The 25,835-nt window shown below is 61.7% G+C and carries 32 protein-coding genes; 12 read left to right on the top strand and 20 right to left on the bottom strand.

What is annotated here, in order from left to right; all coding sequences use genetic code 11:
* Positions 1–5: 5 nt before the first annotated feature.
* From fumC to DevBK_RS12375, 3 genes are all read right to left on the bottom strand, one after another.
* Complete coding sequence (fumC, locus tag DevBK_RS12385; RefSeq protein WP_317185684.1) at positions 6–1,406, bottom strand: class II fumarate hydratase; 1,401 nt, start codon at positions 1,404–1,406, stop codon at positions 6–8.
* A 129-nt stretch (positions 1,407–1,535) separates the two neighbouring features.
* Positions 1,536–1,715, bottom strand: coding sequence for a 50S ribosomal protein L32 (rpmF, locus tag DevBK_RS12380; RefSeq protein ID WP_061908829.1), 180 nt, complete (start codon positions 1,713–1,715; stop codon positions 1,536–1,538).
* Between the two features lie 221 nt (positions 1,716–1,936).
* Positions 1,937–2,908, bottom strand: a complete 972-nt coding sequence (locus tag DevBK_RS12375; RefSeq protein ID WP_317185683.1) for a DUF2125 domain-containing protein — start codon at positions 2,906–2,908, stop codon at positions 1,937–1,939.
* Positions 2,909–3,173: 265 nt separating this feature from the next.
* Here DevBK_RS12375 and DevBK_RS12370 point away from each other — a divergent pair, with 265 nt between their 5' ends.
* Entirely contained in the window at positions 3,174–3,731 is a 558-nt protein-coding gene (locus tag DevBK_RS12370) for a gamma-glutamylcyclotransferase (protein WP_061908200.1), read from the top strand.
* Here DevBK_RS12370 and DevBK_RS12365 read toward each other — a convergent pair.
* The 4 genes from DevBK_RS12365 to DevBK_RS12350 form a co-directional block, all read right to left on the bottom strand.
* Positions 3,719–4,066, bottom strand: a complete 348-nt coding sequence (locus DevBK_RS12365) for a hypothetical protein (protein WP_317185682.1) — start codon at positions 4,064–4,066, stop codon at positions 3,719–3,721. The two genes, DevBK_RS12370 and DevBK_RS12365, sit on opposite strands and share 13 nt — an antisense overlap.
* A 106-nt stretch (positions 4,067–4,172) precedes the next feature.
* Positions 4,173–4,988, bottom strand: coding sequence for a lysophospholipid acyltransferase family protein (locus DevBK_RS12360; RefSeq protein WP_317185681.1), 816 nt, complete (start codon positions 4,986–4,988; stop codon positions 4,173–4,175).
* Positions 4,989–5,274: 286 nt separating this feature from the next.
* The gene (locus tag DevBK_RS12355) at positions 5,275–6,204 is read right to left on the bottom strand and encodes a cell division protein FtsX (protein ID WP_061908197.1); all 930 of its coding nucleotides are present in this window, start codon (positions 6,202–6,204) and stop codon (positions 5,275–5,277) included.
* Positions 6,197–6,859: a cell division ATP-binding protein FtsE gene (locus tag DevBK_RS12350; RefSeq protein ID WP_061908196.1), complete on the bottom strand. Its 663-nt coding sequence runs from the start codon at positions 6,857–6,859 to the stop codon at positions 6,197–6,199. The genes DevBK_RS12355 and DevBK_RS12350 overlap by 8 nt, the downstream gene beginning before the upstream one ends.
* 221 nt (positions 6,860–7,080) lie before the next feature.
* Between DevBK_RS12350 and DevBK_RS12345 the strand changes: the two genes are divergently transcribed.
* On the top strand, positions 7,081–8,127 hold the full coding sequence (locus tag DevBK_RS12345; RefSeq protein WP_317185680.1) for a zinc-ribbon domain-containing protein: 1,047 nt from the start codon (positions 7,081–7,083) through the stop codon (positions 8,125–8,127).
* Between the two features lie 102 nt (positions 8,128–8,229).
* Positions 8,230–8,640: a response regulator gene (locus tag DevBK_RS12340; protein ID WP_061908194.1), complete on the top strand. Its 411-nt coding sequence runs from the start codon at positions 8,230–8,232 to the stop codon at positions 8,638–8,640.
* 188 nt (positions 8,641–8,828) lie between these two features.
* Here the strand turns inward: DevBK_RS12340 and lysA are convergent, their stop codons facing one another.
* From lysA to argH, 3 genes are all read right to left on the bottom strand, one after another.
* Positions 8,829–10,088, bottom strand: a complete 1,260-nt coding sequence (gene lysA / locus DevBK_RS12335; protein ID WP_317185679.1) for a diaminopimelate decarboxylase — start codon at positions 10,086–10,088, stop codon at positions 8,829–8,831.
* A 177-nt stretch (positions 10,089–10,265) separates the two neighbouring features.
* Positions 10,266–10,982, bottom strand: a complete 717-nt coding sequence (locus DevBK_RS12330) for a gamma-glutamylcyclotransferase (RefSeq protein WP_317185678.1) — start codon at positions 10,980–10,982, stop codon at positions 10,266–10,268.
* A 256-nt stretch (positions 10,983–11,238) separates the two neighbouring features.
* The gene (argH, locus tag DevBK_RS12325; protein WP_317185677.1) at positions 11,239–12,687 is read right to left on the bottom strand and encodes an argininosuccinate lyase; all 1,449 of its coding nucleotides are present in this window, start codon (positions 12,685–12,687) and stop codon (positions 11,239–11,241) included.
* 23 nt (positions 12,688–12,710) lie between these two features.
* Here argH and DevBK_RS12320 point away from each other — a divergent pair, with 23 nt between their 5' ends.
* Positions 12,711–13,370 carry a TlpA disulfide reductase family protein gene (locus DevBK_RS12320; protein ID WP_317185676.1) on the top strand — a complete coding sequence of 220 codons (660 nt, stop codon included), beginning with the start codon at positions 12,711–12,713 and terminating at the stop codon, positions 13,368–13,370.
* Between the two features lie 113 nt (positions 13,371–13,483).
* Here DevBK_RS12320 and DevBK_RS12315 read toward each other — a convergent pair whose 3' ends face one another.
* The 5 genes from DevBK_RS12315 to DevBK_RS12295 form a co-directional block, all read right to left on the bottom strand.
* Positions 13,484–13,690, bottom strand: coding sequence for a hypothetical protein (locus DevBK_RS12315; RefSeq protein ID WP_061908190.1), 207 nt, complete (start codon positions 13,688–13,690; stop codon positions 13,484–13,486).
* A gap of 5 nt (positions 13,691–13,695) precedes the next feature.
* Positions 13,696–13,878: a putative motility protein gene (locus DevBK_RS12310; protein WP_317185675.1), complete on the bottom strand. Its 183-nt coding sequence runs from the start codon at positions 13,876–13,878 to the stop codon at positions 13,696–13,698.
* 206 nt (positions 13,879–14,084) lie between these two features.
* The gene (locus tag DevBK_RS12305; protein WP_317185674.1) at positions 14,085–14,666 is read right to left on the bottom strand and encodes a rhomboid family intramembrane serine protease; all 582 of its coding nucleotides are present in this window, start codon (positions 14,664–14,666) and stop codon (positions 14,085–14,087) included.
* 220 nt (positions 14,667–14,886) lie between these two features.
* Positions 14,887–15,087, bottom strand: a complete 201-nt coding sequence (locus DevBK_RS12300; protein ID WP_061908188.1) for a twin transmembrane helix small protein — start codon at positions 15,085–15,087, stop codon at positions 14,887–14,889.
* Between the two features lie 23 nt (positions 15,088–15,110).
* Positions 15,111–16,001 (bottom strand): LysR family transcriptional regulator, encoded by an 891-nt coding sequence (locus DevBK_RS12295; RefSeq protein WP_061908187.1) that lies wholly within the window; start codon positions 15,999–16,001, stop codon positions 15,111–15,113.
* A 92-nt stretch (positions 16,002–16,093) separates the two neighbouring features.
* Between DevBK_RS12295 and DevBK_RS12290 the strand changes: the two genes are divergently transcribed.
* Complete coding sequence (locus DevBK_RS12290; RefSeq protein ID WP_317185673.1) at positions 16,094–17,041, top strand: NAD-dependent epimerase/dehydratase family protein; 948 nt, start codon at positions 16,094–16,096, stop codon at positions 17,039–17,041.
* Positions 17,042–17,121: 80 nt separating this feature from the next.
* On the opposite strand, the gene gluQRS is transcribed toward DevBK_RS12290, so the two are convergent.
* The gene (gene gluQRS, locus DevBK_RS12285; protein WP_317185672.1) at positions 17,122–17,967 is read right to left on the bottom strand and encodes a tRNA glutamyl-Q(34) synthetase GluQRS; all 846 of its coding nucleotides are present in this window, start codon (positions 17,965–17,967) and stop codon (positions 17,122–17,124) included.
* On the opposite strand from gluQRS, the gene DevBK_RS12280 reads away from it, so the two are divergent.
* The 5 genes from DevBK_RS12280 (at position 17,966) to DevBK_RS12260 (ending at position 20,575) form a co-directional block, all read left to right on the top strand.
* On the top strand, positions 17,966–18,643 hold the full coding sequence (locus tag DevBK_RS12280) for a DNA-3-methyladenine glycosylase 2 family protein (protein ID WP_317185671.1): 678 nt from the start codon (positions 17,966–17,968) through the stop codon (positions 18,641–18,643). The genes gluQRS and DevBK_RS12280 overlap by 2 nt on opposite strands.
* Positions 18,640–19,293: an alpha/beta hydrolase gene (locus DevBK_RS12275; protein WP_317185670.1), complete on the top strand. Its 654-nt coding sequence runs from the start codon at positions 18,640–18,642 to the stop codon at positions 19,291–19,293. The genes DevBK_RS12280 and DevBK_RS12275 overlap by 4 nt, the downstream gene beginning before the upstream one ends.
* 89 nt (positions 19,294–19,382) lie before the next feature.
* The gene (locus DevBK_RS12270) at positions 19,383–19,940 is read left to right on the top strand and encodes an HNH endonuclease (protein WP_062629495.1); all 558 of its coding nucleotides are present in this window, start codon (positions 19,383–19,385) and stop codon (positions 19,938–19,940) included.
* 78 nt (positions 19,941–20,018) lie between these two features.
* Entirely contained in the window at positions 20,019–20,279 is a 261-nt protein-coding gene (locus DevBK_RS12265) for a type II toxin-antitoxin system ParD family antitoxin (protein ID WP_062629558.1), read from the top strand.
* Positions 20,279–20,575 (top strand): type II toxin-antitoxin system RelE/ParE family toxin, encoded by a 297-nt coding sequence (locus tag DevBK_RS12260; protein ID WP_082460955.1) that lies wholly within the window; start codon positions 20,279–20,281, stop codon positions 20,573–20,575. Before DevBK_RS12265 ends, DevBK_RS12260 begins: the two co-directional genes overlap by 1 nt.
* Here the strand turns inward: DevBK_RS12260 and DevBK_RS12255 are convergent.
* Both DevBK_RS12255 and DevBK_RS12250 read right to left on the bottom strand, forming a co-directional pair.
* Entirely contained in the window at positions 20,572–21,075 is a 504-nt protein-coding gene (locus DevBK_RS12255; RefSeq protein ID WP_062629497.1) for a disulfide bond formation protein B, read from the bottom strand. The genes DevBK_RS12260 and DevBK_RS12255 overlap by 4 nt on opposite strands.
* Positions 21,076–21,153: 78 nt before the next feature.
* The gene (locus DevBK_RS12250; protein ID WP_317185669.1) at positions 21,154–21,981 is read right to left on the bottom strand and encodes a DUF72 domain-containing protein; all 828 of its coding nucleotides are present in this window, start codon (positions 21,979–21,981) and stop codon (positions 21,154–21,156) included.
* Positions 21,982–22,126: 145 nt separating this feature from the next.
* Here DevBK_RS12250 and DevBK_RS12245 point away from each other — a divergent pair, with 145 nt between their 5' ends.
* Together DevBK_RS12245 and DevBK_RS12240 are read left to right on the top strand one after the other, a co-directional pair.
* Positions 22,127–22,921, top strand: coding sequence for a thermonuclease family protein (locus tag DevBK_RS12245; protein WP_244487058.1), 795 nt, complete (start codon positions 22,127–22,129; stop codon positions 22,919–22,921).
* Positions 22,918–24,396, top strand: coding sequence for a M48 family metalloprotease (locus tag DevBK_RS12240; protein ID WP_317185668.1), 1,479 nt, complete (start codon positions 22,918–22,920; stop codon positions 24,394–24,396). The genes DevBK_RS12245 and DevBK_RS12240 overlap by 4 nt, the downstream gene beginning before the upstream one ends.
* A gap of 151 nt (positions 24,397–24,547) precedes the next feature.
* On the opposite strand, the gene mutT is transcribed toward DevBK_RS12240, so the two are convergent.
* Positions 24,548–24,958: an 8-oxo-dGTP diphosphatase MutT gene (gene mutT, locus DevBK_RS12235; RefSeq protein WP_062629500.1), complete on the bottom strand. Its 411-nt coding sequence runs from the start codon at positions 24,956–24,958 to the stop codon at positions 24,548–24,550.
* On the bottom strand, positions 24,955–25,713 hold the full coding sequence (locus DevBK_RS12230) for a GNAT family N-acetyltransferase (RefSeq protein ID WP_317185667.1): 759 nt from the start codon (positions 25,711–25,713) through the stop codon (positions 24,955–24,957). The genes mutT and DevBK_RS12230 overlap by 4 nt, the downstream gene beginning before the upstream one ends.
* Positions 25,714–25,835 lie beyond the last annotated feature (122 nt).

Raw genomic sequence — 25,835 nt, 5'->3', positions numbered from 1 at the left:
GAAGCTTACTTCTTGATCGTCAGTGGACCGACCATCTGCTCGGGCTTCACTTCGGCGTCGAATTCTTCGCCTGTCAGGAGGCCAAGGTCGATGGCGGTTTCGCGCAGCGTCGAGCCGTTCTTGTGTGCGGTCTTGGCGATCTTGGCCGCGTTATCATAGCCGATCTTGCGGTTGAGCGCGGTCACCAGCATCAGCGACTGATCGACGAGCTGCTTGATGCGCTTGCGGTCGGGTTCGATGCCGACGGCGCAATTGTCGTTGAACGACTTGGCCGCATCGGCAAGGAGGCGGACCGACTGCAGGAAATTGTAGGCGATGACGGGCTTGAAGACGTTGAGCTCGAAATTGCCCTGGGAGGCGGCAAAGCCGATGGCGGCGTCATTGCCCATGACATGGGCGACGACCATGGTCATGGCTTCGGACTGCGTCGGATTGACCTTGCCCGGCATGATCGAGGAGCCGGGTTCGTTTTCCGGAATGGTCAATTCACCGAGGCCGGAGCGGGGGCCGGAGGCGAGCCAGCGCACGTCATTGGCGATCTTCATGAAAGCGACAGCCAGCTGCTTAAGGGCGCCCGAAGTGCCGACAAAGGCGTCGTGGCCGGCCATGACGGCATACTTGTTCGGCGCGGTGATGAACTCGTGGCCCGAGAGCGTCGAGATTTCAGCAGCGACGGCGACGGCGTAATCGGGGTGGGCATTGAGGCCCGTGCCGACGGCAGTGCCGCCGAGGGCGAGTTCGCGCAGCTGGGGCAGGGTGACTTCGATGGCTTTTACCGCGAGGTCGATCTGGGCGACCCAGCCGCTCATTTCCTGGCCGAGGGTCAGGGGCGTCGCGTCCTGGAGATGGGTGCGGCCGATCTTGACCACGTCCATGAATTCTTCGGACTTGGCATGGAGCGTGTCGCGCAGGATTTTGACGCGCGGGAAGAGGTAATTGACGACTGCTTCGATGGCGGCGATGTGCATGGCCGTCGGGTAGGTGTCGTTGGACGACTGGCTCATGTTGACATGGTCATTGGGGTGCACCGGCTTTTTCGAACCCATGGTGCCGCCGGCCATCTCGATGCCGCGGTTTGAGATGACCTCGTTGACGTTCATGTTCGACTGGGTGCCCGAGCCGGTCTGCCAGACGACGAGGGGGAAATGATCGTCGAGCTTGCCGTCGATGACTTCATCGGCTGCGGCAACGATCAGGTCGCGCAGCGCGGGGTCGAGGAGGCCAAGCTTGGTATTGGTGATCGCCGCGGCCTTCTTGAGGATCGCGAAGGCGGTGATGATTTCCTTGGGCATCTTTTCGCCGCCAATGTCGAAATTGGCGAGGCTGCGAGCCGTCTGAGCACCGTAATACTTGTCGGTCGGGACATTGATGGTGCCCATCGTGTCCGATTCAATACGCATGGTCATATCTGGCTCTCCGGCTGTGGCCGCTCTTGTCGGCGGTCCCTTGGACAAAACAAAAAGGCCGACCCTTTTGCAAGGATCGGCCGATACATCATTTCAGGTCGCGCGCATTCGCGTCGCCAGCCCTAAGGCTTAGCTCTTGACGGCGAGGATCTGACGACCGCGATACATGCCGGTCTTGAGGTCGACGTGATGCGGACGACGCAGCTCACCCGAATCCTTGTCTTCGACATAGGTGGGGTTTGCAATCGCGTCGGCCGAGCGGCGGAAGCCGCGCTTCATCGGCGAGGTCTTTCGTTTTGGCACTGCCATGGTCGGTACTCCGAATTCAAAATCGTTGCGCCGCCGAAAGCGGCCCAGAGACACGTCTCTGTTGGGATTGGGGGCTCTATAGAATAGTTGCCCGCCTTTGGCAACACGGGCTTTGGGGGATTCGGTGGGGCTGACCTTGGCCAGTGGTGATTGCCGCTATCCCCACCCAGCCTCCCCTTGGAAGGGGAGGGGCCGCGGTTGAGAGACCGACTTGCCTCAGATTAAAAAAGCGGCGGCAAAGTCGTGATGGGGAGGAGGCCGGAGGAGAGGGTGCCGGCGCGGAAGTTGAGTTGATTGGTGTGGCGGCCGTCGGCGCCGGGGACGCCGAGGACGAGGGTGCGCCAGGGTTCTTCGATCATGGGGCCGATGCGTTCGGCAACGCCCTGGGAATCGATGTTGATGGTGCCATCGACGAGACCGGTGGGGCCGAGGGCGAGGTTGCCGCTGGCGTTGAGATCGGCGGTATCGTCGGTCATCTTGACCGAGACGATCTTGAGTTCGCCGCCGGCCTGCTGCCAGGTGGGGAGAACGGGCGTGAGGCCAATGGTCGAATAGTCGTCGGGAATGCCGGTGAGTTCGGCTTCGACTTCGACGGCCGTGTTGGTCAGCGTCGCGGCGGGCAGTTCGAGGGCATCGGCGCGCATATAAAGAGCGAGCGCGGAAAGATTGCGCTCGGCATTGTGCGCCTCGGGCATATCGAGAAGGTGGAATTCGGCGTGCTTGGTCCGCGCGAGGAGCGTGTCGCCGAGCAAAAGATCGTTCCAGCCGATGTCGTCGCCGATCAGGGAAAGGCGGGCGATGCGGTTGTCGGTCAGCCGGAGGCTGCCTTCAAGCGCCGTCCAGGACACCGCGGAGCGTTGGCCGGTAAAGGCATCGGAGATTTCCGCCGGGCCCTTGGCCGAGCCGAGGAAATGATTGAGTTCGTAGACCATGGCGCTGGCGCGAAGGCCGGGAACCTTGATCATGACATCGCCCGTCGTGACGACGGCATCGGTGCAATCGACATCGAAGGCGAAGGGGAAGCCGCTGACGCCGAGATTGGCGCAGGTGAGGCGCGGGGAGGTCTCGCCATCGGCATAGGTGAGGAGCTCGATCTGCTGCCGCAACTGGCCGGCGAAATAATACCAGGCGCCGGCGACGGCGGCGATGACGAGCAGGATGACGGCGCCAAGGGCGATGATTCGATTCTTCATGGGTCGGTTTTATCTCCAAAGCGCGTCGCGATCTTTCAGATTCGCATCGCGCGCTTTAGCTCTTTGTTTTTCGCATGTCGTCATCCTGAACCCTAGGCCATTTCGGGCGGCATGCTACGGGATTGGCAAAATGCAAAAGCGGGTCGCCTTGAGACCGCCTTTGTTGGCATCAGATTATCTGCCCCATGGTTGTGGCCGGGGCGAGGCCGGGATTAAGCTTGTGCACCGCCGTGAAGGTAGGTGTGGGACTGAAGCGGAGATGGTGATGACGGAAACGACTGCAGCAAGCCACTGGGTGTTTGGCTATGGTTCGTTGATCTGGAACCCGGGCTTTCCGTTCGTTTCAACGCAGATCGGGCGCCTCAAGGGGGCGCATCGCTCGCTCTCGATCATTTCGCACCATCACCGGGGCACCAAGGAACAGCCGGGTCTGGTTTTCGGCCTCACGCGGGGCGGTTCCGTGCGCGGCATGGTGTTCGAAGTGGCTGATGAAAACTGGGCTGACGTTCGCGCCTATCTCGAAGAACGCGAGCAGGTGACGATGGTCTACCGCGACGTGATCCGACCGGTCGTGCTCGACGATGGGCGGCGGGTTTCAGCGCTGACCTTCATCGTCGACGAGACCCACGAGCAGTTTGCCGGCAATCTCGATCTCGACGCGCAACTGGCCATGGTGAAGGTCGGTGTCGGGATTTCGGGACGAAATGTCGACTATGTCATCAATACCGCGCGGCATCTTGAAAGCCTCGGCATTCATGACCGGGTGCTGATGGATCTGGCGCGGCGGCTCGAAGACAATGAGGCAACGAGTCAGGCGGCCTGATCGATCCTTGCGGGCACGGCGCCTTCGAGATCTGCAATGACGGACAGCCGGCCATCGTCCAGCATGGGGCGAGCGAGGCGGAACACACCATCGGCGCGGCTCATAGCTTTGCGGAAACGCAGGCGAATGGCAGGTTCGGCAATGAGATCGAGACCGCAGCCGACCCAGAGGACACTGTTGCCGCGCGCGATCAGATAGAGATCGGCGCCGTTGAGAACAAAGTCCCCCAGATTCTCATGTTCCAGAGCATAGGCATGGCCGGACAGGCCGAGCCACTGGCTGGTCTTCTTATGGCGAAGTGGCGGTTCGAAACCCGCCTCGATCCAAGAAAGCATCCTGTCCCTCCCTGCACGGAGTAGAACAAAATTAGAACAAATACCGCGAATCAGTCAAGCGGCGTTTTCAGTCCTACTACATCTAGTGGCGGGTGGCTCTAGGGGATCAAGATGCGGAGGTGCGCTGTCGGGCAGCAGCAATCCGCTCGGCAAGGTCGGAATCGATCGGGCGAACAAGGCCTTTATCGACGGCAGCGAGCGCCAATGCGTCCGAGAGCGGCTCAATGGCCTGGCGCAGCCGCTCGGCAAAAACGTCGGGAGCAAGGCCCGCTTCGATCGGCGACATGATCTCGGCCTGGGCAAGGCCCGGCCAGATGATGAGCGAATTGCGGCCCCAGAAGAGGCCTGAATTGAGCGCCACGGGGACCACCGGCACATTGAGTTCGCCATACATGCGCACGATGCCCTGGCGATAGGCGGGAGCCGAAAGGGGCGCCTTGCGGGTGCCTTCGGGGAAGATGACGATGCGGCAGCCGCGATTGATGGCATCACGGGCGCCGCGCATCATGGCCGGGATCGCCTCGGCACCTTTCTTGCGATCGACCGCGATACAATCGAGCGAACGTGCGGCCCAACCGAAGAAGGGAATGTTCATCAGCTCCTGCTTGACGATGTAAGCAGGGCGGCCGGTATAGGGGAAAATAGCAAAGACGTCCCAATCGGACTGGTGCTTGCTCGCAATGATGCAGCCGCCGGGTGGGATATTTTCGGCGCCGGTGACCTTGGTGCGGAGCCCGGTGATGACGCGCAGCAACTGGACGTTCGACCAGCACCAATAGCGCGCCAAGGCCCAGGTGAAGCGGGTGGGGCCTGCGATGAGGCCGACAATGCCGATGATGATGGCAATGATCGCCGTCTGGCCGATGAAGACGAAATAGAAGAGACCCGTGCGGATCGCCTGGATGGCTGTTCTCAGTGGCATGCGTGCTCCTGGCGTCGGCTTATCCTTAGCGGGATAGGGGCGAGATGACGAGGGGGGCTTGGCGCTTTGGAAGCATCCCCCTCACCGACCTACGCTTCGCCGAGCCTGCCCTTCCGGGCCTTGTTCGCTGAAATCGCTCCACTGGAGCGATTTCCGGGCGCTTCCAAGTCTCCCCGAGAGGGAGAGGAATAGGAAGGGCGCGTTGGGCTATTCTTCTCCCTCTCGGGGAGAAGGTCGCCCGAAGGGCCGGATGAGGGGGCTCTGCAGCGACCGTTGGGTGCGATGATTAGGAGGCTTCGCTGAGGTAGCGGCGGACGGTCATGCGGGAGGTGACGGCGGTCAGGACGGCGATGACCGGAATGACGAGGATGACGAAAATGGTGCCATCGATGCCGAGGACGAAATTGCCGAAGATGAAACCGACCTGGGTCGTCGCCTCTGTGGGGAGCACCGAACCGGCAGCGGTGCCGATGAGGATGAAGAACAGCGTGCCGAGGAGCGCGCCGAGAAGCCCGCCCTGTAGACCGATGGTGAGGAAGCGGCCCTGGAATTCTCCGGCGATGAACTTGTTGGAGGCGCCGATGAAGTGAAGGACGTCGACGATCTCGCGATTGGTGGCCATGGCGCCGCGCGTCGCAAAGATAATGGCGAGAACGGTCGCGACGCCGATGAGACCGAGAACCAGCAGACCGGAAATGACGACCGTGCCGGCCATGGTGTTGAGCTGCTGGCGCCATGCAGCGTGGGTATCAAGGCTCGCGCCCTTGATGGCCTGAAGATTGCGCTGGAGCTGATCGATATCGGCGTCGACCGGATCGCCCAATTGCACGACGATGAGACGTGGCACGGCAATGGCGGAGAGATCGAGACCCGCGCCGAGCCAAGGCTCGAGCAGGGCCTGGCTTTCTTCAAGGCTGAGGGCGCGCGCACCGGCGACGCCGGGCGTTGCCTGCGCGAGGGACACGGCGGTGCGCAGATTGCTTTCCATCACCTCGCCCTCGACCGGGCGGATCTGGATGGTCATTTCGCGGCCGACATCGGCGGACCAGGCGATCGCCGATTTTTGCACGAGGACGACGCCCCCGAGCGTGACGGCGGACAAAAAGCTCATGATGGTGATGAGCATGAGGAGCGTTCGGCCGGCGACGCTGTGTTTGGGGACGATGGGTGCGCCAGCGCTACGGCGCGTCAGGCGCGCCAGCAATTGCCTAATCATGGATGGTCAGCGTCCCTTTGTTGAGCACCATGCGCGGATAGGAAAAGCGATCGAGCAGCGGCAATTCGTGGGTGGCGAGAATGATCGTCATGCCCAAAGTGCGGTTGAGCTCGGCAAAGAGATGAACGAGGCGGCTTGAAAGATCGGGGTCGACATTGCCGGTGGGCTCGTCGGCCAGAAGAATTTTGGGCCGGGCGATAACGGCTCGAGCGATGGCAGCGCGCTGCTTTTCACCGCCCGACAGAACGGTCGGGAGCGCATGCATGCGCTCGCCGAGGCCGACCCATTCGAGAAGTTCGGTGACGTTTGGCCGATATTCGCTTTCCGGCTGGCCGAGGACGCGGAGCGGCAGAGCGACATTTTCAAAAGTCGTCAGGTGATCGAGGAGCCGGAATTCCTGGAAGACGATGCCGATATGGCGGCGCATCTGGAGGAGGCTATCGCGATCGAGGGTGCCTACATCCTCATTGAGCATGGTGACCTTGCCGCGGCTCGGTTTGAGCGCCAGGAGCAAAAGCCGGAGGAGGCTGGTCTTGCCCGAGCCCGAGGGGCCGGTCAAAAAATGAAACGAGCCGGGCTCGATGGAAAAGGTCAGATCACTCAGGATTTCGGGACCATTGCCATAGCGAAGGCCGACATCGGAAAATTCGATCAAGAACGGGTGCTCCCCAGCTCGTCCGGTGGTCTTGCCGCAACACGCGAATCAGAGACCGCGCCATCATAGCAGCGTCGTGCCGGGTCTGCGGCATCGCACCCGCTATGGACGGGGGAAAGCGGCAGTTTTGTGTTCTTGCCTCAGCTTCTTGCCGGTTTGAGGAGTATTAACCCGCGGCAGGCTAGGGTCAGGGCAAGCCCAATATGGTTGCGCCGGTTTAGATGATCATTACCTGCCCCAATTGCCAGACGAAATACCAGGTGACCTTCGAGGCCATCGGCTCGGCTGGTCGTAAGGTGCAGTGCGCCAGTTGCCGGCAATCCTGGCAGCAGCCGGCGCTGCCTCCGCCGGGGCCGGATCTGCGACTGGTGCCGAAATCCGAGCCTGAATCGGACCGGCTTTTCGACAATATGAGCGAAGAGGCGCTCGACGCTGCGATCGAGGCGGAAGAAAAAACCGCCGTCGAAGACGCGCCACGTCCGGCCGATCCGCTGGATCCGGTGGAACCGCGCCCGGCGAAAAAACGGGAATCAGCGGCCGAGGTGCGCGAGCGGCAGAAAAAACTGTCGCGCCGCCAGGTCGCCATGGCCGCCAGCATGCCGCTGGCGCGTATGCGACGGACGGCACGGATCGCCGGCGCTGTAACCCTTGTCGGCATTCTGGGGCTTGGCTATTTCGGGCGCGTCCAGATCGTCGAGCGCAATCCTGATCTTGCGGGGATTTATCAGGCCATCGGGCTGGGCGTGAACGTCGTTGGGCTCGAGTTGTCGGATCTGCAATCGACACGCAGCCTTAGCGAAGGCAAGGAAGTGCTGGTGGTTTCGGGACAGATCGTGGGGCTGATGCCCAACCCGGTTTCGGTGCCGCCAGTATTGGTGAGCCTCCTCGATAGCACGGGTCACACGGTTTATGAGTGGAGCGTCGCGCCACGCATCCGCGATCTGATGGCGGGCGAGCGCGCGACATTCGATACGCGCCTGCCGCTGCCGCCCGTCGAGGCGACGCGGGTGCGCTTGAGTTTTGCGGGCGGACGCACAGCCATCAATGGCGGCGAAACCACGCAGCCGGCCGGTGTGCCGCCGAGCCCCGCGGGCGACGGTCACAGTGCGCCGGAGGCGGCCGCTGCAGAAGGCCATGGCGAGCCGGCGGTTGCCGAAGCGCATGGCGCAGAAGCCGAGGCGGGGCCTGCCGGCCACGATGCGCCGGGACCACAGCATGGCGCGGCGGAAACGCCTGTTGAAGCCGAAGCCCCGGCGGTTCACCACTGACGGGATCGTTCCTATATTCAATGCATTCTAACGCCGGTTCTTCACCCCAGAACTGGTTCTAGCCTTGCAGCGGCCCAAGTGCCGTTTGCCCGGAGACGACATATGGCCCGCATTCTTGTCGCTGAAGATGATCCCTCCGTCCGCGCCTTTGTAGTCAGCGCGCTGACGATGAAGGGGCACGAGGTCGTCGCCGAAGAAGATGGTGGCCTCGCCGCAGAGACGATGGAAGCAGAGGAGGGCAAGTTCGACCTCCTGCTTTCGGACATCAAGATGCCGGTGATGGACGGGATTGCGCTGGCGCTGCAGGTCGGCTCGTCGTTTCCCGAGGTGACGATTGTCTTGATGACCGGATTTGCCGATCAGCGCGAGCGGGCGCATGGGCTAGAGGCGCTGGTTTACGATGTGATCGTGAAGCCGTTTACGCTGGCGGAGTTGCTGGCCAAAGTTGAGGATGCGCTTGAGGGGCGGCCTGTCGAGGTGGTTTCGCTGGCACGACAGGCTCGGGAAGAGTAGGGGGCGCTTCCTAAGTCCCAGCTCTTTCTATTCTTCTCCCCATCGGGGAGAAGGTGGCGCTATAGCGCCGGATGAGGGGGCTTCTTCCGGGGGGCGCGTTTGCTGCGACATCCCCCTCACCGACCCAGCTTTGCTGGGCCACCTCTCCCCGAGGGGGAGAGGGATAAGGGCGGTGCTCGCCTGCCAATTCAGATCCAATCCGGCACGCTATCGAGCGCCAACAATTCCTCGATGCTCTTGCGCGGGCGGATGACGTGCCAGCGGGGGCCGTCGACGAGGACTTCCGGGATCAGGGGGCGGGAATTGTAGGTCGAGGCCATGACGGCGCCGTAGGCGCCGGCGCTCATGATGGAGAGCAGATCGCCTTCCTTGACACCGGGGATGGTGCGGCCCTTGGCGAGGTAGTCGCCGGTTTCGCAGACGGGGCCGACGATGTCGCCGGTGATGGGCGGCAGGTTGGACTGGTTGACCAGTTCGACGTCGTGATGGGCCTCGTAAAGGGTGGGGCGGATCAGGTCGTTCATGGCGGCGTCGACGATGATGAAGTTGGACGCGCCTTCCTTCACATATTCGACTTTTGTCACCAAGATTCCGGCATTGCCGACGAGGAGGCGGCCGGGTTCGATGACCAAGGTGCAGTCAAGCTGGCCGACCTTTTCGCGCACGATGGCGGCATAGGCGGATGGGGGCGGCGGGGCGTCTTCGTTCTGATTATAGGGGATGCCGAGACCGCCACCGACATCGACATGATGGATGGTGTGGCCATCGGCGCGGAGCGTTTCGACGAGTTCCGCCATGAGGCCGAAGGCGTTCCCAAAAGGTTCGAGATCGGTGATCTGGCTGCCGATATGCATGTCGACGCCGACGGCAGTGATATTGGGCAGTTCGGCGATGCGCTGGTAGACTTCGCGGGCGCGCTTGAACGGAATGCCGAATTTGTTTTCGGACTTGCCGGTCGAGATTTTGGCGTGCGTACGCGCATCAACATCGGGATTGATGCGGACGGAAACGCGGGCGGTGAGGCCCATGTCGGACGCGATCATGGAGAGGCGTTCGAGTTCGGGTTCGCTCTCGACGTTAAAGCACTTGATGCCGGCGGAAAGGCCCTGGCGCATTTCGGCGACGGTTTTGGCGACGCCCGAAAAGACGATTTTTTCGGCAGGGATGCCGGCGGCGAGGGCGCGCTGCAGTTCGCCGCCCGAGACGACGTCGGCGCCGCAGCCTTCCCTTGCCATGAGGGTAAGGACGGCCTGATTGGAATTGGCCTTCATGGCATAGGCCATCAGCGTCGGGATGCCTTCAAAGGCTTCGCGGACGACGCGGACGTGGCGGCGGAGGGTTGCCGAGGAATAGACGTAAAAAGGCGTACCGACCTTTTCCGCCAGGTCGTTGAGGTTGACGTCCTCGGCATAGAGGGTGCCGTCGCGGTGGTTGAAATGGTGGACCATTTTGCCCTTTTTATCCCCCGCTCAGAACGTCACCCCGGCGCAGGCCGGGGCCCATCTTGAGATATGGGATTTTGCTGCATCTCGGGATGGGTCCCGGCCTACGCCGGGATGACAACCGAGTGTGTGGATGAACTTGGGGCTGTCGTAAGCCAAAGCCCCAAAAAACAAAAGTGAGACTTATCGATCCGTCTCATAAACGGCTTCGATGCGCTCGGCGACGAGGTGCTGGAGGCGCCAGAGGTGGGCGTCGTGGAGACCCATCTGTTCCAAGTGTTCGACGGTGGAGAACAGATATTCGGCCATGGAGCCGCGGGTGCCGACGGCTTTGGCGAGAACGTCGGCGATCTGGTCTTCCGAGAGGCCAGAAATATAGCGGCCGGAATTGCGATCAATGCAGAAGGTGAGGGCGCGGATATTGCGGTCGCCGGAGCGGACTGTCACCATCCGCGGGGGGAAAGCGGTGGGCTTCCAGCCCATTTCGCGCTCGAAGAGTTTTATGAGGTTTTCGTCGCGCCTGGCGGATGGGAGGCGGTAGAGTGCGCCCTTGCATGCGCCGCCGCGATCGAGGGCCAGCATGAGGCCGGGATTGGCATCGCTGCCGCGGAAGCGGTTGTTCCAGCCGAGGCAGAAGGCGCGGTGCCAGCCGTGGAGGAGGCCGGTGCGGACTTCGACATAGTCGCAGGCCGGCTTCCAGATCAGCGAGCCATAGGCGAAAATCCAGGTCTCGTCGTGGTCGTCGGGCCCGAAGAATTTTGCGATGGTTTCGCGGTGGTCGGCTTCCGTTGCTTCAGTCATGCCCTCGGGCGGCGGGGGCAAGGTTTCGAGGACCGTGTCGGGCTGGAGATAGGCGACATGGCGCGGGGTGAGGCGCATTTGTCGCTTTAGATCAGGCATTTTTTCTCCGTCTTCCCTCTCCCCTTGAGGGAGAGGGTGGATCGGCCGCAGGCCGAGACAGGTGAGGGGTTTATTGTCGCGGATGCCGCGCGTGCGGTTGGTCCAGCCATTCGAGCGTAGCTCTCATGGCTTTCTCGCCTAAATTCGCTCCACCGGAGCGAATTTGCCTACGGCACAACTCGAAACCCCTCATCCGGCGCTGCGCGCCACCTTCTCCCTCAAGGGGAGAAGGAAGAAAGTGAAGTAGTTCGTCGCTTTACTCAATACCGCCGTCGCCATGGCCGCCATGCTTCTTCTTGGTGACGGCGCGAGGCTCGTGGGTTTCGCCTGTGAGCGTCGACTTCCAGCGCGCCGCTTGAGCGAGGACGTTGATCGGCGCTGTGCCGCCATAGGATTTTCGCGCGGCCACTGAAGCTTCGACCGTCAGCACCTTGTGGATGCGGCTATCGATACGTTCATCGACGCTCTTGAAATCTTCGATGGTCAGGCCTTCGAGGCCGCAATTTTTCGACTCGGCGAGGGCGACGACCTGGCCGGTGATGTGGTGGGCATCGCGGAAGGGGATGTTCAGCTCGCGCACCAGCCAGTCGGCGACATCGGTGGCCGTTGAAAAGCCGGCCGAGGCCGAGGCGTGCATTTTTTCTCGGTTCGGCGCCATGTCGGAAACCATGCCGGTCATGGCGGCGAGGGACAGGGAAAGCGCGTCGAGGGCGTCGAAGGCGACTTCCTTGTCTTCCTGCATGTCCTTGGAATAGGCGAGCGGCAGGCCCTTCATGACGACCAGCAGAGAATTGAGCGAGCCCATGATGCGGCCGATCTTGGCGCGCACCAGTTCGGCCGCGTCCGGATTGCGCTTCTGCGGCATGATGGACGAGCCGGTGGTGAATTTGTCCGAAAGGCGGATGAAGCCGAACTGCGCCGAGGACCAGATGACCATTTCCTCGGCAAAACGGGAAAGGTGCATGGCGCAGATGGCTGCGGCGGCGAGGGTTTCGAGGATAAAATCGCGGTCGGCAACGGCGTCGAGCGAATTGGCGGTGGGGCGATCAAAGCCGAGGGCCGTGGCCGTCATGTCACGATCGATCGGGTAGGGGGTGCCGGCGAGGGCGGCGGACCCAAGCGGATTTTCGTTGAGGCGGCGACGCGCGTCGGTGAGGCGACCGGCGTCACGGCCGAGCATTTCGACATAGGCGAGGAGATGATGGCCGAAGGTGACGGGCTGGGCGTTTTGGAGATGCGTGAAACCGGGCAGGATGGTCTCGGCTTCTTCCTCGGCGCGTTTGACGAGGGTCAATTGCAGCGTGTGGATTTGCGCGACCAGGTGATCGATGGTGTCGCGGACATATAGCTTGAAATCGGTCGCAATCTGGTCGTTGCGAGAGCGGGCCGTATGGAGGCGGCCGGCGGCGTCGCCGATCTTTTCGCGGAGGCGCGATTCGACATTCATATGAATATCTTCGAGCGCCCGCGAGAATTTGAACGAGCCATTCTCGATTTCGGCGAGCACCTCGTCTAGACCCGCAAGGATCGCATCGCGATCGGCCTGCGTCAGTATGCCAGTGGCAGCGAGCATTGTGGCATGGGCTTTGGATCCGGCAATATCCTGGCGGAAAAGGCGCTGGTCGAAACCGATCGAAGCGTTGATTTCTTCCATGATGGCGTCGGGGCCGGAAGCGAAACGGCCGCCCCACATCTTGTTGCTCATCTTATGCCTTTCGGGAGGTACCCATGTCGGAAACCAGCCAGCCCAAACCAGCCCGCCGAACAGTGCCGGCGCTTCTGGTTGTGGGGGTCGCAGGTTTGGCGCTAGCTATAGCGGCGTGGATTTATCTCGGCAACACTGCCCAGGCCAAATCATGCCCCGCCAAGATCGCGCAGGCGCAGGTGGTCGATGCGGCAGCCACAGGTGAACTCGCCGCGCTAATGGGCACAGGGGAAGGCCGGGGCTATGCCGATATGGCGTTCAAGGACGAGAGCGGCAAGGCGATGACGCTGGCCGACTTTTCGGGCAAGTCGCTACTCGTCAATTTCTGGGCGAGCTGGTGCGTGCCCTGCCGGGAAGAAATGCCGGCGCTCGACGCGATTGCCGGCGAGTATAATTCGGACAAGTTCCAGGTCGTGCCGATCAATCTCGATATCGGAGAGGGCGGCCTCGGCAAGGCCGAAGAGTTTTTGGCCGAGGGAAAATTCCAGAACCTGCCGCTTTATGCCGACAATACGTTTGCCGCCTTCGATCGACTGAAGCGCGAGGCGGTGGCGGTGGGCCTGCCGGCGACGTTGCTGCTCGATCCCGAAGGGTGTGAGATCGCGGTGTTGCAGGGGCCGGCGGAGTGGAACAGCCGCGATGGCAAGGCGGTTATCGACGCGTTGATCGGGCTGAGGGGGTAACAGCCCACGGCTTCCGGATTTGATCCGGGATCCATCTCCAGATTTCAGGATGGGCCCCGGCTCAAGGCCGGGGTGACGACCGAGTTCTGGAACGTGCCTTAGTGCACTCGTGCCTAAACCAAAAGATCGACTTCCGCGCCATTGGTGGGCGTGAGCAGGGCTTTGCTCGGGGTTTCCGAGCGGGCTTCTTCGGCTTGGGCAGCGAGCATCTCGCCGCGGGATTTGGCGACCTGGGCGAGGAGCGAATTGGTGCTGGCGCCATCGCGGAGGGCGAGGCGGGTGACCATGGCATTTGGATTGGTAGCGATGGCGCTGGCCATCGGCGTTACGCCGATTTGTCGATCTGCGTGCCTTGACCGGGCGGGAGCACGGCCTGGGCCGGTTGCAGCAGCATGTCGAGAAGCTGGGTCTGCATATCGTGCTGCTTCTTTACGATCGCGATCTGGACCGACTGATGCGTCTGGGCGCTACGAGCCGCCGTGAGGCTGGAGGCGAGGTCGGTATCCATGGCTGATTGTCCTGACGCGATACTTACGAGACGCGGGTTAGGTTAAGGGTTTTGGGTAAAGAAAGTGTCTGCGGAACTCAGGCTTCGTGGCTCCTTACACCCCTCCCGGCCTCCTCGCCTGAATTCGCTCCGCTGGAGCGAATTCCCCAACGGGACGGGTCAGAGCCCATCAAGGGGGAGGTGTGGCGCTTGTGAGTGAGGGTCGTTTATCGCCCGCCGAAAAGCGGAACACTTTTGCGGCGCATCAGTGGGGCGAGGGCGATGCCGGCCAGGAAGCCGCCGATATGAGCCCACCAGGCGACGGGTTCGGTCGATCCTATAAGGACATAGAAAAGCTGGGTGGCGACCCAGAAGCCGAGCATCCAGAAGGCGGGGACGGGCAGCGGAATGGGAATGACGATGCGCGCGAGGACAAAGACGCGGGCATGGGGGAAGAGGAGGATATAAGCGCCCATGACACCGGCGACAGCGCCGGACGCGCCTATAAGAGGGCCATTGCCATCGAGGTTGAAGGCGAGATGGGCGAGCGCCGCAAGGACAGCGCAGGCAAAGTAAAAGGCGACGAAGCGAATGTGGCCCAGCGCATCCTCGATATTGTCACCAAAAACCCAGAGGAAGAGCATGTTGGTCAGGAGGTGCAGCCAATCGGCATGAAGGAAGGCATATGTAAGGAGTGTCGCCCAATCGGGGAGCCAGGGGAGCGGAGCGGGGTAGAGATCGCGGACGACGATCGGGATCATGCCGAAGCGAATGGCGGCCTCATCGATCGCCGAGGGCGGCATCAGCATCTGGATGAGGAAAATCAGGACGTTTAGGCCGATGAGGCCATAGGTGACGGTGGGGAAGCTGACATGGCGGTGCGGGTTGACGTCATGGAGGGGGAGGAACAGGGTTTTTCTCCTTTCGCCAAGACGTCAGTTGTTTGCATGGTGTGTCGGGGGCTCTCGACCACCCCCACCCAACCTCCCCCCCGAGGGAGAGGGGTGCTTCTGTAGGTGGGATGATGGCTTAGCCGCCGCGGCCGCCGAAGAAGAAGAGGGCGCCCATGAGCAGGATGATGGCGACGGCCTGGCCCATGACGCGGAGGCGCATCAGGCGCTGACTGGTGTTGGACGAGCCGCCCTTGGTCATGTTCCACAGGCCCATGCCGAGAACGATGACGACGAAAAGGAGGGCCAGCGCGATGCCGATATTGAGAAGAGTGTCCATAACGACCTGACTATGTGCGGCGATCAGCCCTGCATATAGGCGGAAAGGCGCTCCGCCAAGGCATCATAGATGGCACGAATGCGATGGGAGGTGAACAGTTCCCGATGTGTCGTCAGCCATATTGGGAGGGGCGGGATGGCCAGATCGATGGGCAGGATTTCAAGCCCCGGCGTTTGTCGCGCCAGATTGGCTTGGCCGAACCCGATGCCGAGCCCCGCACGGATCGCCTCCCAGAGATGGGGCTGGTCGTCGGAGCGGATGATGAAATTGTCGCGGGTCAGCGGAAAACCGAGCTTTTGGGCGTGGAGGATGATCGCGTCTGACCGGTCAAAGCCGAGGAGGTCGTGTTTCCAGAGCTCTTCGGCTTTCGTGGGCCGGCCGCGGCGCGCGAGGTAGCGCTGATGGGCGATAGGAACGACGGGAATATCGCCGAGGTGTTTGGTGACCAGTTCGAGCTGGGTGGGGCGGAACATGCGCACCGCGATATCGGCCTCGCGCATGAGGATATTGCCCGCAGCATCGGTCGGCACGATTTCGAGCGCGATGCGCGGATGCAGCATGCGAATGGCGTAGAGAATTTCGGGCAGCACATAGTTGGAAATCATGGTGCTTGCAGTGATGCGAACGGTGCCGCCGGTATCGTCCTGGGCGCCTTCGGCCATCATGGTGGCTTCGGCCAGTTCGCCTTTGGCGCGGGCAATGGGGCCGTAAAGTTTTAGGGCTGTTTCATTGGGCTTTAAACCGGAGAGGCTCCGCTCGAAGAGTTGAACGCCGAGTTGGTCCTCGAGCAGTTCAACATGGCGGCCGACTGTGGGCTGGCTGGATTTGAGCGCTCGCGCGGCACCGGACAGGGAGCCGTTTTCGATGACGGCCGCAAAGCTGCGCCACAGGGACCAGTCGGGCTCTCTATTCATGGGTGAATATCAAATCTCGGATTTTGCGCAATCGCTATAAATATCTGTAGCGCGCAGAGTGAGCTTCAGCAATCGCACAATGGAGCTGAAGAATGAGCAAGGGTAAGGTGACTGTCCTCGGCAGCAATGGCCATATCGGGAATGCGGCGATGATCGCGTTTCGCGATGCGGGGTGGGAGGTTACGGGACTGGGGCGGACAAATCGGCGTCCGGTCAGCGGCACGACGTTTGTCGCGGGTGATGCGGATGATGTCGGCGTGGTGCGGGCCGCGATCGCGGAAGCTGATGTCGTCGTCCATGCGCTCCACCTGCCCTATGACCAATGGGGCAATGGCCGCTCGGAAAAGCAGTTGCAAGTGGTGATCGATGCGCTGGGGACGAGCGGCAAGACGCTGCTGTTTCCGGGCACGATTTACAACTATCGCGCCGGGGACCGGGTCGTTTCGCCCGCGACGCGGCAGAGTGCCGAGGCGCCGCGCGGGGAGATCCGCATCAAACTCGAAACCATGCTGCGGGAGGCTGCAGCGGCGGGCAAGTTTCAGACGATCATTTTGCGCGGCGGGGATTTTTATGGGCCGGGCAATCGCGGCGAATGGTTCGGCGATGGCATGCTGATGGATCTGGGCAAGGGCCGGATCTATCACATGGGCGATCTCGATATGCGCCATAGCTGGGCCTATCTGCCCGATCTGGCGCGAGCCTTTGCGGTGCTGGCCGAAAAGCGCGAGAGTTTGCAGGCGTTCGAGAATTTCCACTTTGCCGGCCATTGGGTCGCGCATCGCCAGGTGATGGCGGCGATCGAAGCCGCCCTGCCGCAAAAGGTGAAGGTGGAAGCTTTCCCCTGGTGGGGATTGGCGATGATGGGGCTGGTCAATCCCGTGATGCGGGATCTGCACCGCATGCGCTATCTCTGGACCCATGAGATGGAGCTGGTCGATCCGCGCCTCGAATCGATATTGGGCGGGGGGTTCTTGACGCCGTTCGAGGTGGCCGTGGCGGCGACAGTGGAGGAGTTTGTGGAGGCGAAGAAGGCGGCTTGAGTTAGGAAGAAGGCCCCCTCAACCGCCGGCTTTGCCGTCGACCTCTACCCCAGAGGGAGAGGTGTCGCTTCGCGACTTTTTTAAAAGCCGACGGCCCGCTTCACATCGTCGGCGGTCCAACCCTCGCTGCGCAGATCGGCGAGGGTTTGGCTGTTTTTGGATTTGGAGAGCTTTTGGCCATCGTGGTCGAGGAGGAGGCGGTGGAAGTAATAGATGGGCGTCGCATAGCCCAGCAGCATCTGGAGGAGGACGTGAATATCGGTGGCCGCTTCCATGTCACGGCCGCGGGTGATGTGGGTGATGCCCTGGGCGGCGTCGTCGACCACCACGCTGAGGTGATAGCTGGTGCCGATGTCCTTGCGCTGAAGGACGACGTCGCCCCAGCGCTGGGGACGGGCGTAGCGGATCTGGGGGCGGTCGGTCAGCGTCGGGCCGATAACAGTATAGGTCAGCATGCCGGCTTCCTCGATCGCGAGATCGGTATGGAGGCGGAACTGGACGGGGTCGCCACGCTCGAAGCGCTCGATGCGCTCGGCATTGGAGAGATGTTTGCAGGTGCCGGGATAGATCGGCGCGCCATCGGGATCGGTGGCGTCGGCATGGGCGGCGATCTCGGCGCGGGTGCAGAAGCAGGGATAAATCAGATCACGCTGGCGCAATCGGTTCGCAGCCTCCGCGTAAACTTCGAAGCGCTTGGACTGGATCATGACCGGTTCGGGCCAGAAGAGGCCAAGCCAATGGAGGTCCTCGACAATCGCGTCGGTAAATTCGGGTTTACAGCGGTTGATGTCGATGTCTTCGATGCGCAAAAGCGCAGTGCCGCCCCAGGTTTTGGCGGCCGTCCAGGTGACGAGTGCGGACAGGGCGTGGCCGAGATGGAGGCGTCCGTTCGGGCTTGGGGCGAAGCGAAGAAGTGGTTTTGACATGGTTATTGCAGTTAGCACTTTCGCGCTGGGCGCGTCACCGCGGATCGACACGCCGGAGGGCGTTGCGGCCCATCTCGATAGCCTGATGGCTTTGGTGCCTCAGCTCATTCCCATGCGTGAGCGGGTCGGTGCGGTATTGCCGCGGGTCAATCCCAAGGGTTTTGCCGGCATGGCCAAGGTGATTTGCGGGCAGCAGCTTTCGGTGCAAAGCGCGGCGGCGATTTGGGGTCGGTTTTCCCTTTTGCCCGGAGCATTGGAGCCCGAGAGTTATTTGCTGCTCGACGAGGAGACTGTGCGGGGCGCCGGGTTTTCGCGCGGAAAATATGTTGCGGTGCGGACGATTGCCGAGGCGGTGGCGGCAGGGGAACTCAACTTTGCCGAGGTGGATGCGCTGCCGGCAGAGGAAGCGATCAAGGCGCTGGTTGCGCTCAAGGGTATCGGGCCATGGACGGCTGAGGTCTATCTGCTCTTTTGCGCTGCGCATCCCGACATTTTTCCCGCCGGAGACCTGGCGCTCCTCAAGGCCGTGCATCACGGTCTCGAGCTTGACGCGCGACCGACGATCAAGGAAATGATCGGGCTTGCCGAGAGCTGGTCGCCGCATCGCTCGGCGGCGGCCTTATTGTTCTGGCGCTATTTCGCGATGATGCGGGACCGGGAAGGAATTCTTCTATGACCAAGCTTTCGGGTCCGATGATGGCGCCGAAGAATGGGCAGGCGCCGGACAGCGCAGTGGTGCTGCTGCATGGCTATGGTAGCGATGGCAACGACCTCATCGGCCTCGCGCCGCACTGGCAGAGCCTGCTGCCGGGCGCGCTGTTCGTTGCGCCCAATGCGCCGACGCCAACGGGCATGAGCGGGTTTCAATGGTTTTCGATCGACTGGACGGGTGATCGCGTCGCGGGGCGGCAGCGGGGCATTCTGGAAGCGCGGCCGGTGATCGAAGAATTCCTGCGCGATCTCTGGGCCCAGACTGGCATTGCGCCCGAGCGCACAATTCTCGCTGGCTTCAGCCAGGGTGCCATGATGGCGCTTCATACCGGAACGGCGCTCAAGGCGCGGTTGATGGGTGTCATCGGTTTTTCTGGCGCCTATCTACCGCCCGAGGGCCTCGGCGGCGACACTATGGCCAAGCCGCCGATCTGCCTTGTCCATGGGGATATGGATCAGGTGGTCGATCCCAATCTCTCAAGCGACGCCAATGCCGTGCTGACCAAAGCCGGTTTTGATGTGAGCTATCACGTCAGCCGCGGCGTGGGGCACGGGATTTCGCCTGATGGACTCAGCTTTGCCAGCGATTTCATAGCGAAAATTGCCGCGAAATAAGTCCTTCATCCCCGCTTCACAGCCCTGACACAAAGGGCTTACTATAAAGGGGCTATGGACTTTACAGATTCCCGCTTCGGGAGACTCTCGTGACCATCCATGTGTCGCCTGAGGCCTGTCCCGCTCTCGTGTTGAACGCCGATTTTCGGCCGCTCAGCTATTACCCGCTCTCGCTATGGTCGTGGCAGGACGCGATCAAGGCGGTGTTCCTCGAGCGGGTCAATATCGTCTCGCTCTATGACACGGTCATCCACTCGCCCAGCTTCGAAATGCGGCTGCCGAGCGTCGTGTCGCTCAAGGATTATGTGAAGCCGGCGCGGCATCCGGCCTTTACCCGCTTCAACGTTTTTCTGCGTGATCGCTTCCAGTGCCAATATTGCGGCTCACGCGATGACCTGACCTTCGATCACGTCATTCCGCGCTCAAAGGGCGGGCTGACGACGTGGGAAAACGTGGTGGCGGCCTGTGCGCCATGCAATCTCAAGAAGGCAAACCGTTTACCGAGCGAGATCAAGATGTTCCCGCATCAGGCGCCGTTCGCGCCAACGGTGCATGATCTTCATAATAACGGTCGCGCGTTCCCGCCGAACCATTTGCACAAGAGCTGGCTCGATTATCTCTATTGGGACATCGAGCTCGAGCCCTGAGGGCATCGATGGTCATGCGGACTTGCTGCAAGCCCATCCAATAACTATTATTGGATGGAGTTTGCAGGAGATATCGACATGGCGATCAGTGCGGATCTGGGTGCGACGCTCGAAAAGGTCGTGAACGATCTTGTCGAAAACGGGCGGTATAATTCCAAGAGCGAAGTTCTGCGCGAAGGTGTGCGGCTGGTGCAAGAGCGCGAGGCGCGATTGCGGGAACTGGACGAGAAGATCGCTGTAGGGCTAGCGCAAGCTGACGCTGGATTGCTTATACCTGCAGAAGAAGTTTTTGCCGAGCTTCGGCAACTCGTTGCCGACCTGGCCAAGAAAGCTTCTTGATGGTTGTTCAGCTCACCCCGGCCGCCGTCGAGGACCTTGCTGATATCGCGCGATTTATTGTGGTCGACAGCCCCAGTCGTGCGGCCAGTTTCGTCCAGGAACTGGTCGAGGCTTGTGAAGGGCTAGCGGACCACCCCGAGCGATTTGCAATGTTAGATCGCTATGAACACAAGGCTTTGCGGCGACGACCGATTGGACAATATCTGATCGTCTACCGCATCCTGAATTCGGGCGTCGAGGTTATCCGCGTGCTTTCGGCCTGGCAGGATCTTGATGACGCTTTGGACGGCCTTTAGCCCTTCCTCCGCGCTTGAAACAGCATCGCGGCGATTAGGAGCACCACCATCGCCAGAGAGATCAGGGCGTTGTAGCCGGCGAGGGAAATGCCGAGGAAGCGGAACTGGACGACGTCGCAGCCGATGACGGGCGTCATGTTGTTGAGCTGATCAAAGCTCATGGGGCCGCCGACGCCAGTGCAGGCCGTGGGGCCGGGCCAGAAACGCCATTCGACGCCGGCGTGGTAGGCGCCCATATAGGTGCCCCAGGCAAAGATCGCGGTGGCGATGGCCATGGCGGTGTACCAGACGGGCAGCGGCAGGCGGTTCCAGAGAATGAAGATCAGCGCGAGAAGCGGCAGGCCCCAATAGTAGGCAAGGCGTTGTTCGAGGCAGAGCTCGCAGGGCTGCAGGCCCCCGATATATTGGCTGCCAAGGGCGCCCAGAATGGTCGCGAAGCCGAGGAAGAATGCTGCGCCGGTGGCGAGTTTGTCGAGGGGGCGGGAGGCCAGAGTTGCCATGAATATTCTCAAGTGACGCTTGGAGTGGGTGCGATAGCTCCGCTTTACGGCAAAAACCAGCGGAGCACGGGGACGTGATCACATCTTTAGGGTGATGCCGAGCTTGGCTGCGAGTGCCATGGCGTTTGCCGGCGCGTGCAGTTTGTCCTCGTGGACGAAGTAGGCATAGGTGTCCACGCCCGCATCGCGCCAGCCGGTGATGGTTGTGGCGAGATCGTTGATGTCCGCGTCCTCGTAACCACTGGCGTCCGGCCGGGCTGGGCCTTGCAGGCGGCAATAGGCGAAATCGGCGGTCAGGTCACGGTTGGGGTTGTCGATCGTATCGGCGATGACGCGGGCGACGTTGTGTTCGCGCAGCAGCGCATCGACCTCTGCCGTATAAAAGCTCGGATGGCGCATTTCCACGGCGTGCCGGAAATTAGTGAGGCCATTAGCCTCAAGATAGGGCGGGGCCTTAGTGCCGTCCGCTTTGCTGGCCAAAGCGAGATAACTGTCGATGTCGCGGGGCAGAGCAGCAAGGAAAGCTGAAAAGCTTGCGGGATCGCAGCTGAGATTGGGCGGCAACTGCCAGACAAAGGGCCCGAGGCGATCTCCAAGCGCAAGCGGGCCGGAGGCGAAGAAACCGGCGAGGGCTTCGGTCACGTTCTTGAGCCGCTTGATATGGGTGACAAGCTGCGGGCCTTTGACCGAGAACTGAAACCCTTCAGGCGTCTCGGCGGCCCATTTCGCAAAGCTTTCGGGATTCTGGTTGCCGCGAAAGGTCGCGTTGATCTCGATGCTGGTCAGATGCCGGCTGGCATAGTTGAGTTCTTTTTTCTGCACGAGCCCTTCGGGAAAGAAGGTGCCGCGCCAGGGCGCAAAGACCCAGCCTGCCGTACCTGTGTGGATCGTTCCCGTTTTGCTCATGTGCACTCCCCTTTGCCCCGAGCTTGGCTGAGAGCGATGTGATTGGCAATCTCGGCTTGTGATCGGGGATGGTCAGGATCTGGTAATGCTTTTTTGCCTTATTGGTCCTTATGGTGAACGAAGTCTTTCGGGGGACGGATTGCGCGTGAACAAGCTTTTGTCGACTGCCGCCTTCGCCTTGCTGGCCAATTCCGCATTGGCCTGCGAGAGCCTCGACATGATGCCCGGCGGGACGATCGTCGAAGTGACCGATGGCGACACGGTGGTTCTGAACGATGGGCGCAAGGTGCGGCTGATCGGGACGCAGGCGCCAAAACTACCGCTCGGCCGGGAAGGTTTTGAGACCTGGCCGCTGGCGCCCGAAGCGCAAAAGGTGCTGTCCGATCTTTCGCTCAACAAGCCCGCTCGGCTCGGTTTTGGTGGCGAACGCATCGACCGCTATGACCGCGCGCTGGCGCATCTCTTCGTCGAGACGGCATATGGGGAAATCTGGGCGCAGCTTTTCATGGTCGAACAGGGCTTGGCGCGGGTCTATTCGTTCCCCGACAATCGCGCCTGTCTCGATCAGCTTTTTGCCGCCGAGGCGCGGGCGCGCACGGAGCGGCTTGGCATTTGGAGCAATCCCTATTACAGCGTGCGGGCGGCGGACCGACCGGACGAGTTGCTGAATCGGGTTGGACATTATGAGCTGGTGGAAGGCAGGGTTTTCCTCGCCGACCGGTCTGGCTCTCGTGTCTACCTCAATTTTGGCCGCTTCTGGAAAGAAGACTTCACCGCTGTGATCGAGGCTCCAGCCCTACGCCTTTTCGAGGCGGATGGCATGGATCCGACGGTGCTTGAGGGGGCGCTGGTTCGCATTAGAGGATGGGTGGACGATCGGGATGGTCCACGCATCGAAATCACCCATCCCGAGCAGATCGAGGTTTTGGCGACGCGATGACGGCGCTTTCTCTATCCAAGTCACTGCGCCTCGGCGCCCTAGCTTTGTCCGTCCTGGCTGTCGCGTCGTGCTCGTCGCTGACCGGGAAGTCTGTTGCCGTCACCAAGACCGGCGACAATCCCGCACCCATGGTCGTGCCGGAAGGCACGGAGCCCGATGATGTCGTCATCGGACGCCGCGAGCATCCGCGGATCATCGCCGCCTATGGCGGGGTCTATTCGGACCGCGAAGCCGAGATTATGGTGGCGCGGATCGTCGGGCGCCTTTTGGCGGCGGCCAATCAGCCCAATGCGCAATTCCAGGTGACGATTCTCGACACGTCCGAGGTCAATGCCTTCGCTCTGCCGGGCGGCTATATCTATGTGACGCGCGGAATTCTCGCGCTGGCTTCAGATACGAGCGAGCTGGCAGCGGTTCTGGCGCATGAAATTGCCCACGTGACGCTGCGTCATGCGCGCGCGCGTACGGACAAGACACGGACGACGCAGATCGTCGATCGCGTCATCACCGGGATTTTTGGTGGCGACACATCGACGGATGCGACCGCCAACCGGACGCGAGAATCGCTGGCGGCCTTTGGTCAGCAGCAGGAACTTGAAGCCGATCGCGAAGGCATCAAGTTTGCCGGCAAGGCGGGTTTTGATCCGCAGGCCGCGGCGCGCTTCCTTGGCGTAATGAGCCGGTTTGCGACATTCTCGGCCGGCGAGAATGCGGGCGACAACGGGTTCCTCTCGTCGCACCCCTCGACGCCGCAGCGTATTCAAAAGGCCATGGAAACCGCCCAGCAGATGTTTGGGACGGCGCCTGTCGGCGAGACGGATCGCGCAGGCTATATGGCTGCGATCTCAGGGCTTGCCTTTGGCGACAGCCCATCGCAGGGCTCGATCGTCGGCAATCGGTTCATCCAGTCGGGTTCGAAGTTCACCTTTACCGTGCCGCAGGGCTATACGCTGCAGACGGCGCAGAGCGCGGTGGTTGGCGTTGCCGGCGATGGCGAAGCGGTGCGCTTCGACAGTGCCGATGTGCAACCCAACATGCCGCTGACGGATTATCTGAAATCCGGCTGGATCGCCGGGCTCAAGTCCGAGACGGTCACCTCGCACACCTATAACGGGATCGAGATGGCTTCGGGCCTGGCGCAGACCGAGCAATGGTTCTTCCGCGTTGCCGTGATGCGGCTCGATGGGGCGGTCTATCGGTTCATTTTTGCCGCCAAGGCCGATAGCCAGCGTTTTGCCGCGGGGGCCGATGCGACCATCAAGAGCTTCCGTCGTGCCGAAGCCGGCGATCTCAACCAGATCCGCAAGCTCTCTATGCGCGTGGTGACGGCCAAGGCCGGCGATACGGCAGACAAGCTCGCCGCGCAGATGTCCGGCGTTCCGGGTGGCCGCGACCTCTTCTACATCCTCAACAACCTTTATCCGGGCGATCCGGTCAAGGTTGGCGAGCGCTATAAGGTCGTGGGGCCGAACTAGGGTGTGTGGGTATTCAGGTGATGGTTGGCTGCAAACACCAGTTTTCTGCGCTTCCGGTGCTCACGTACCCAAACGTACGCTCCGCTCCGGGTCTTGAAAACCGCCGTTTTCTCCTAACCCTGACCTGAATCCCCACACACCCTAGGCCCTATTAGAGCAAATCACAGAGAGCCGCGATGAGCGGTTCGTCGGCGGGCGGCATGGGGTAATCGCGTAGCGCCTGCGGGCGGACCCATTTGAGCGCTTTGTGCTCATTGGTCTGCGGCGTGCCCTGCCAGCGGCGACAGACATAGAGCGGCATCAGGAGATGCATGTGCTCATAGGAATGGCTGGCGAAAGAGAGGGGCGCCAGACAGGCTTCCTTGGTCTCGACGGCCAATTCCTCGCGCAGTTCGCGGATGAGTGCTGCCTCGGGCGTTTCGCCTTGTTCGACCTTGCCACCGGGAAATTCCCACATGCCTGCCATATGCTTGCCTTCAGGGCGCTGGGCGATGAGGACGCGGCGGTCGGCGTCGACGAGAGCGCAGGCAACGACCAGCAGGATGGGCTTGGCTTCACTCACTTGACCGCTCCCGGGATGCGATAGGTGTAATCGTATTGATGGGTGAAGCCGAGCTTTTGGTAGAGCGCCTGGGCGCCGGGATTATCGGCCTGGACATTTAGAGCCGCGGTTTTCGCACCCTTGGATTTGGCCCAGTTAAGGCCCGTCTGCATCATGGCGGCGGCTAGGCCCTGGCGACGGCGGGTCGGGTCGGTGACGACATTGCCGGTGATGACGATGCCATTGGAAATGGCCATTAGGCCAGAGGCGACGGGCTCGCCATCCCGATAGACGACGATGCCGGTTGCCGGCACGGCCATGACGCCGAGAAGGGCCTTCATGCCGGCAAGGACTGGCTCGGGATAATTCTGGAGCTTTTGCTGGACCGCGATGAATGCAGGATCGAGCACGGAGAAGAGCTTTGCCTCGCTGTCGGGCTCGTGGTCGGCGATGGGCATCGCATAGAGATAGGAATGATCGATCGTATCCCAGCCGGCGTCGTCGAGCGCTTCGTTGAGCGCCGGGGCCGAAAGCGGGGTGATCCGGAAAACCGGCTTGACGCCGCGGACGACGAGCCAGGAACTGGCGCCGATGATGCGATCTTCGACATCGGCGTCGTCATTGGGGTCAAAGCACTGCACGGAATTGGCCCGCTTGGTGTAGCCGCCGGCGGCGCGGCGCACCCAATTGCCGTCCCACTTCACCTCGATGCCGGGCCAGGCTTCTAGGCCGGCGCGTTCGAAGGTTTCGACGGAGGGGAGGGGGGGCTGGGTCATGATTTTCTTCGTTTCTCGGCAAAACCACCCGCTGTCATCCCGGCCTTGAGCCGGGATCCATCTTGAGATCTCAGGATGGGCCCCGGCCTTCGCCGGGGTGACATCGCGTGGGTGGCGGCCGT

Source organism: Devosia sp. BK (assembly GCF_032907385.1).
Lineage (GTDB): Bacteria > Pseudomonadota > Alphaproteobacteria > Rhizobiales > Devosiaceae > Devosia.
The sequence above is the reverse complement of the archived record's forward strand: the minus strand, read 5'-3'. Positions and strand labels throughout refer to the sequence as shown.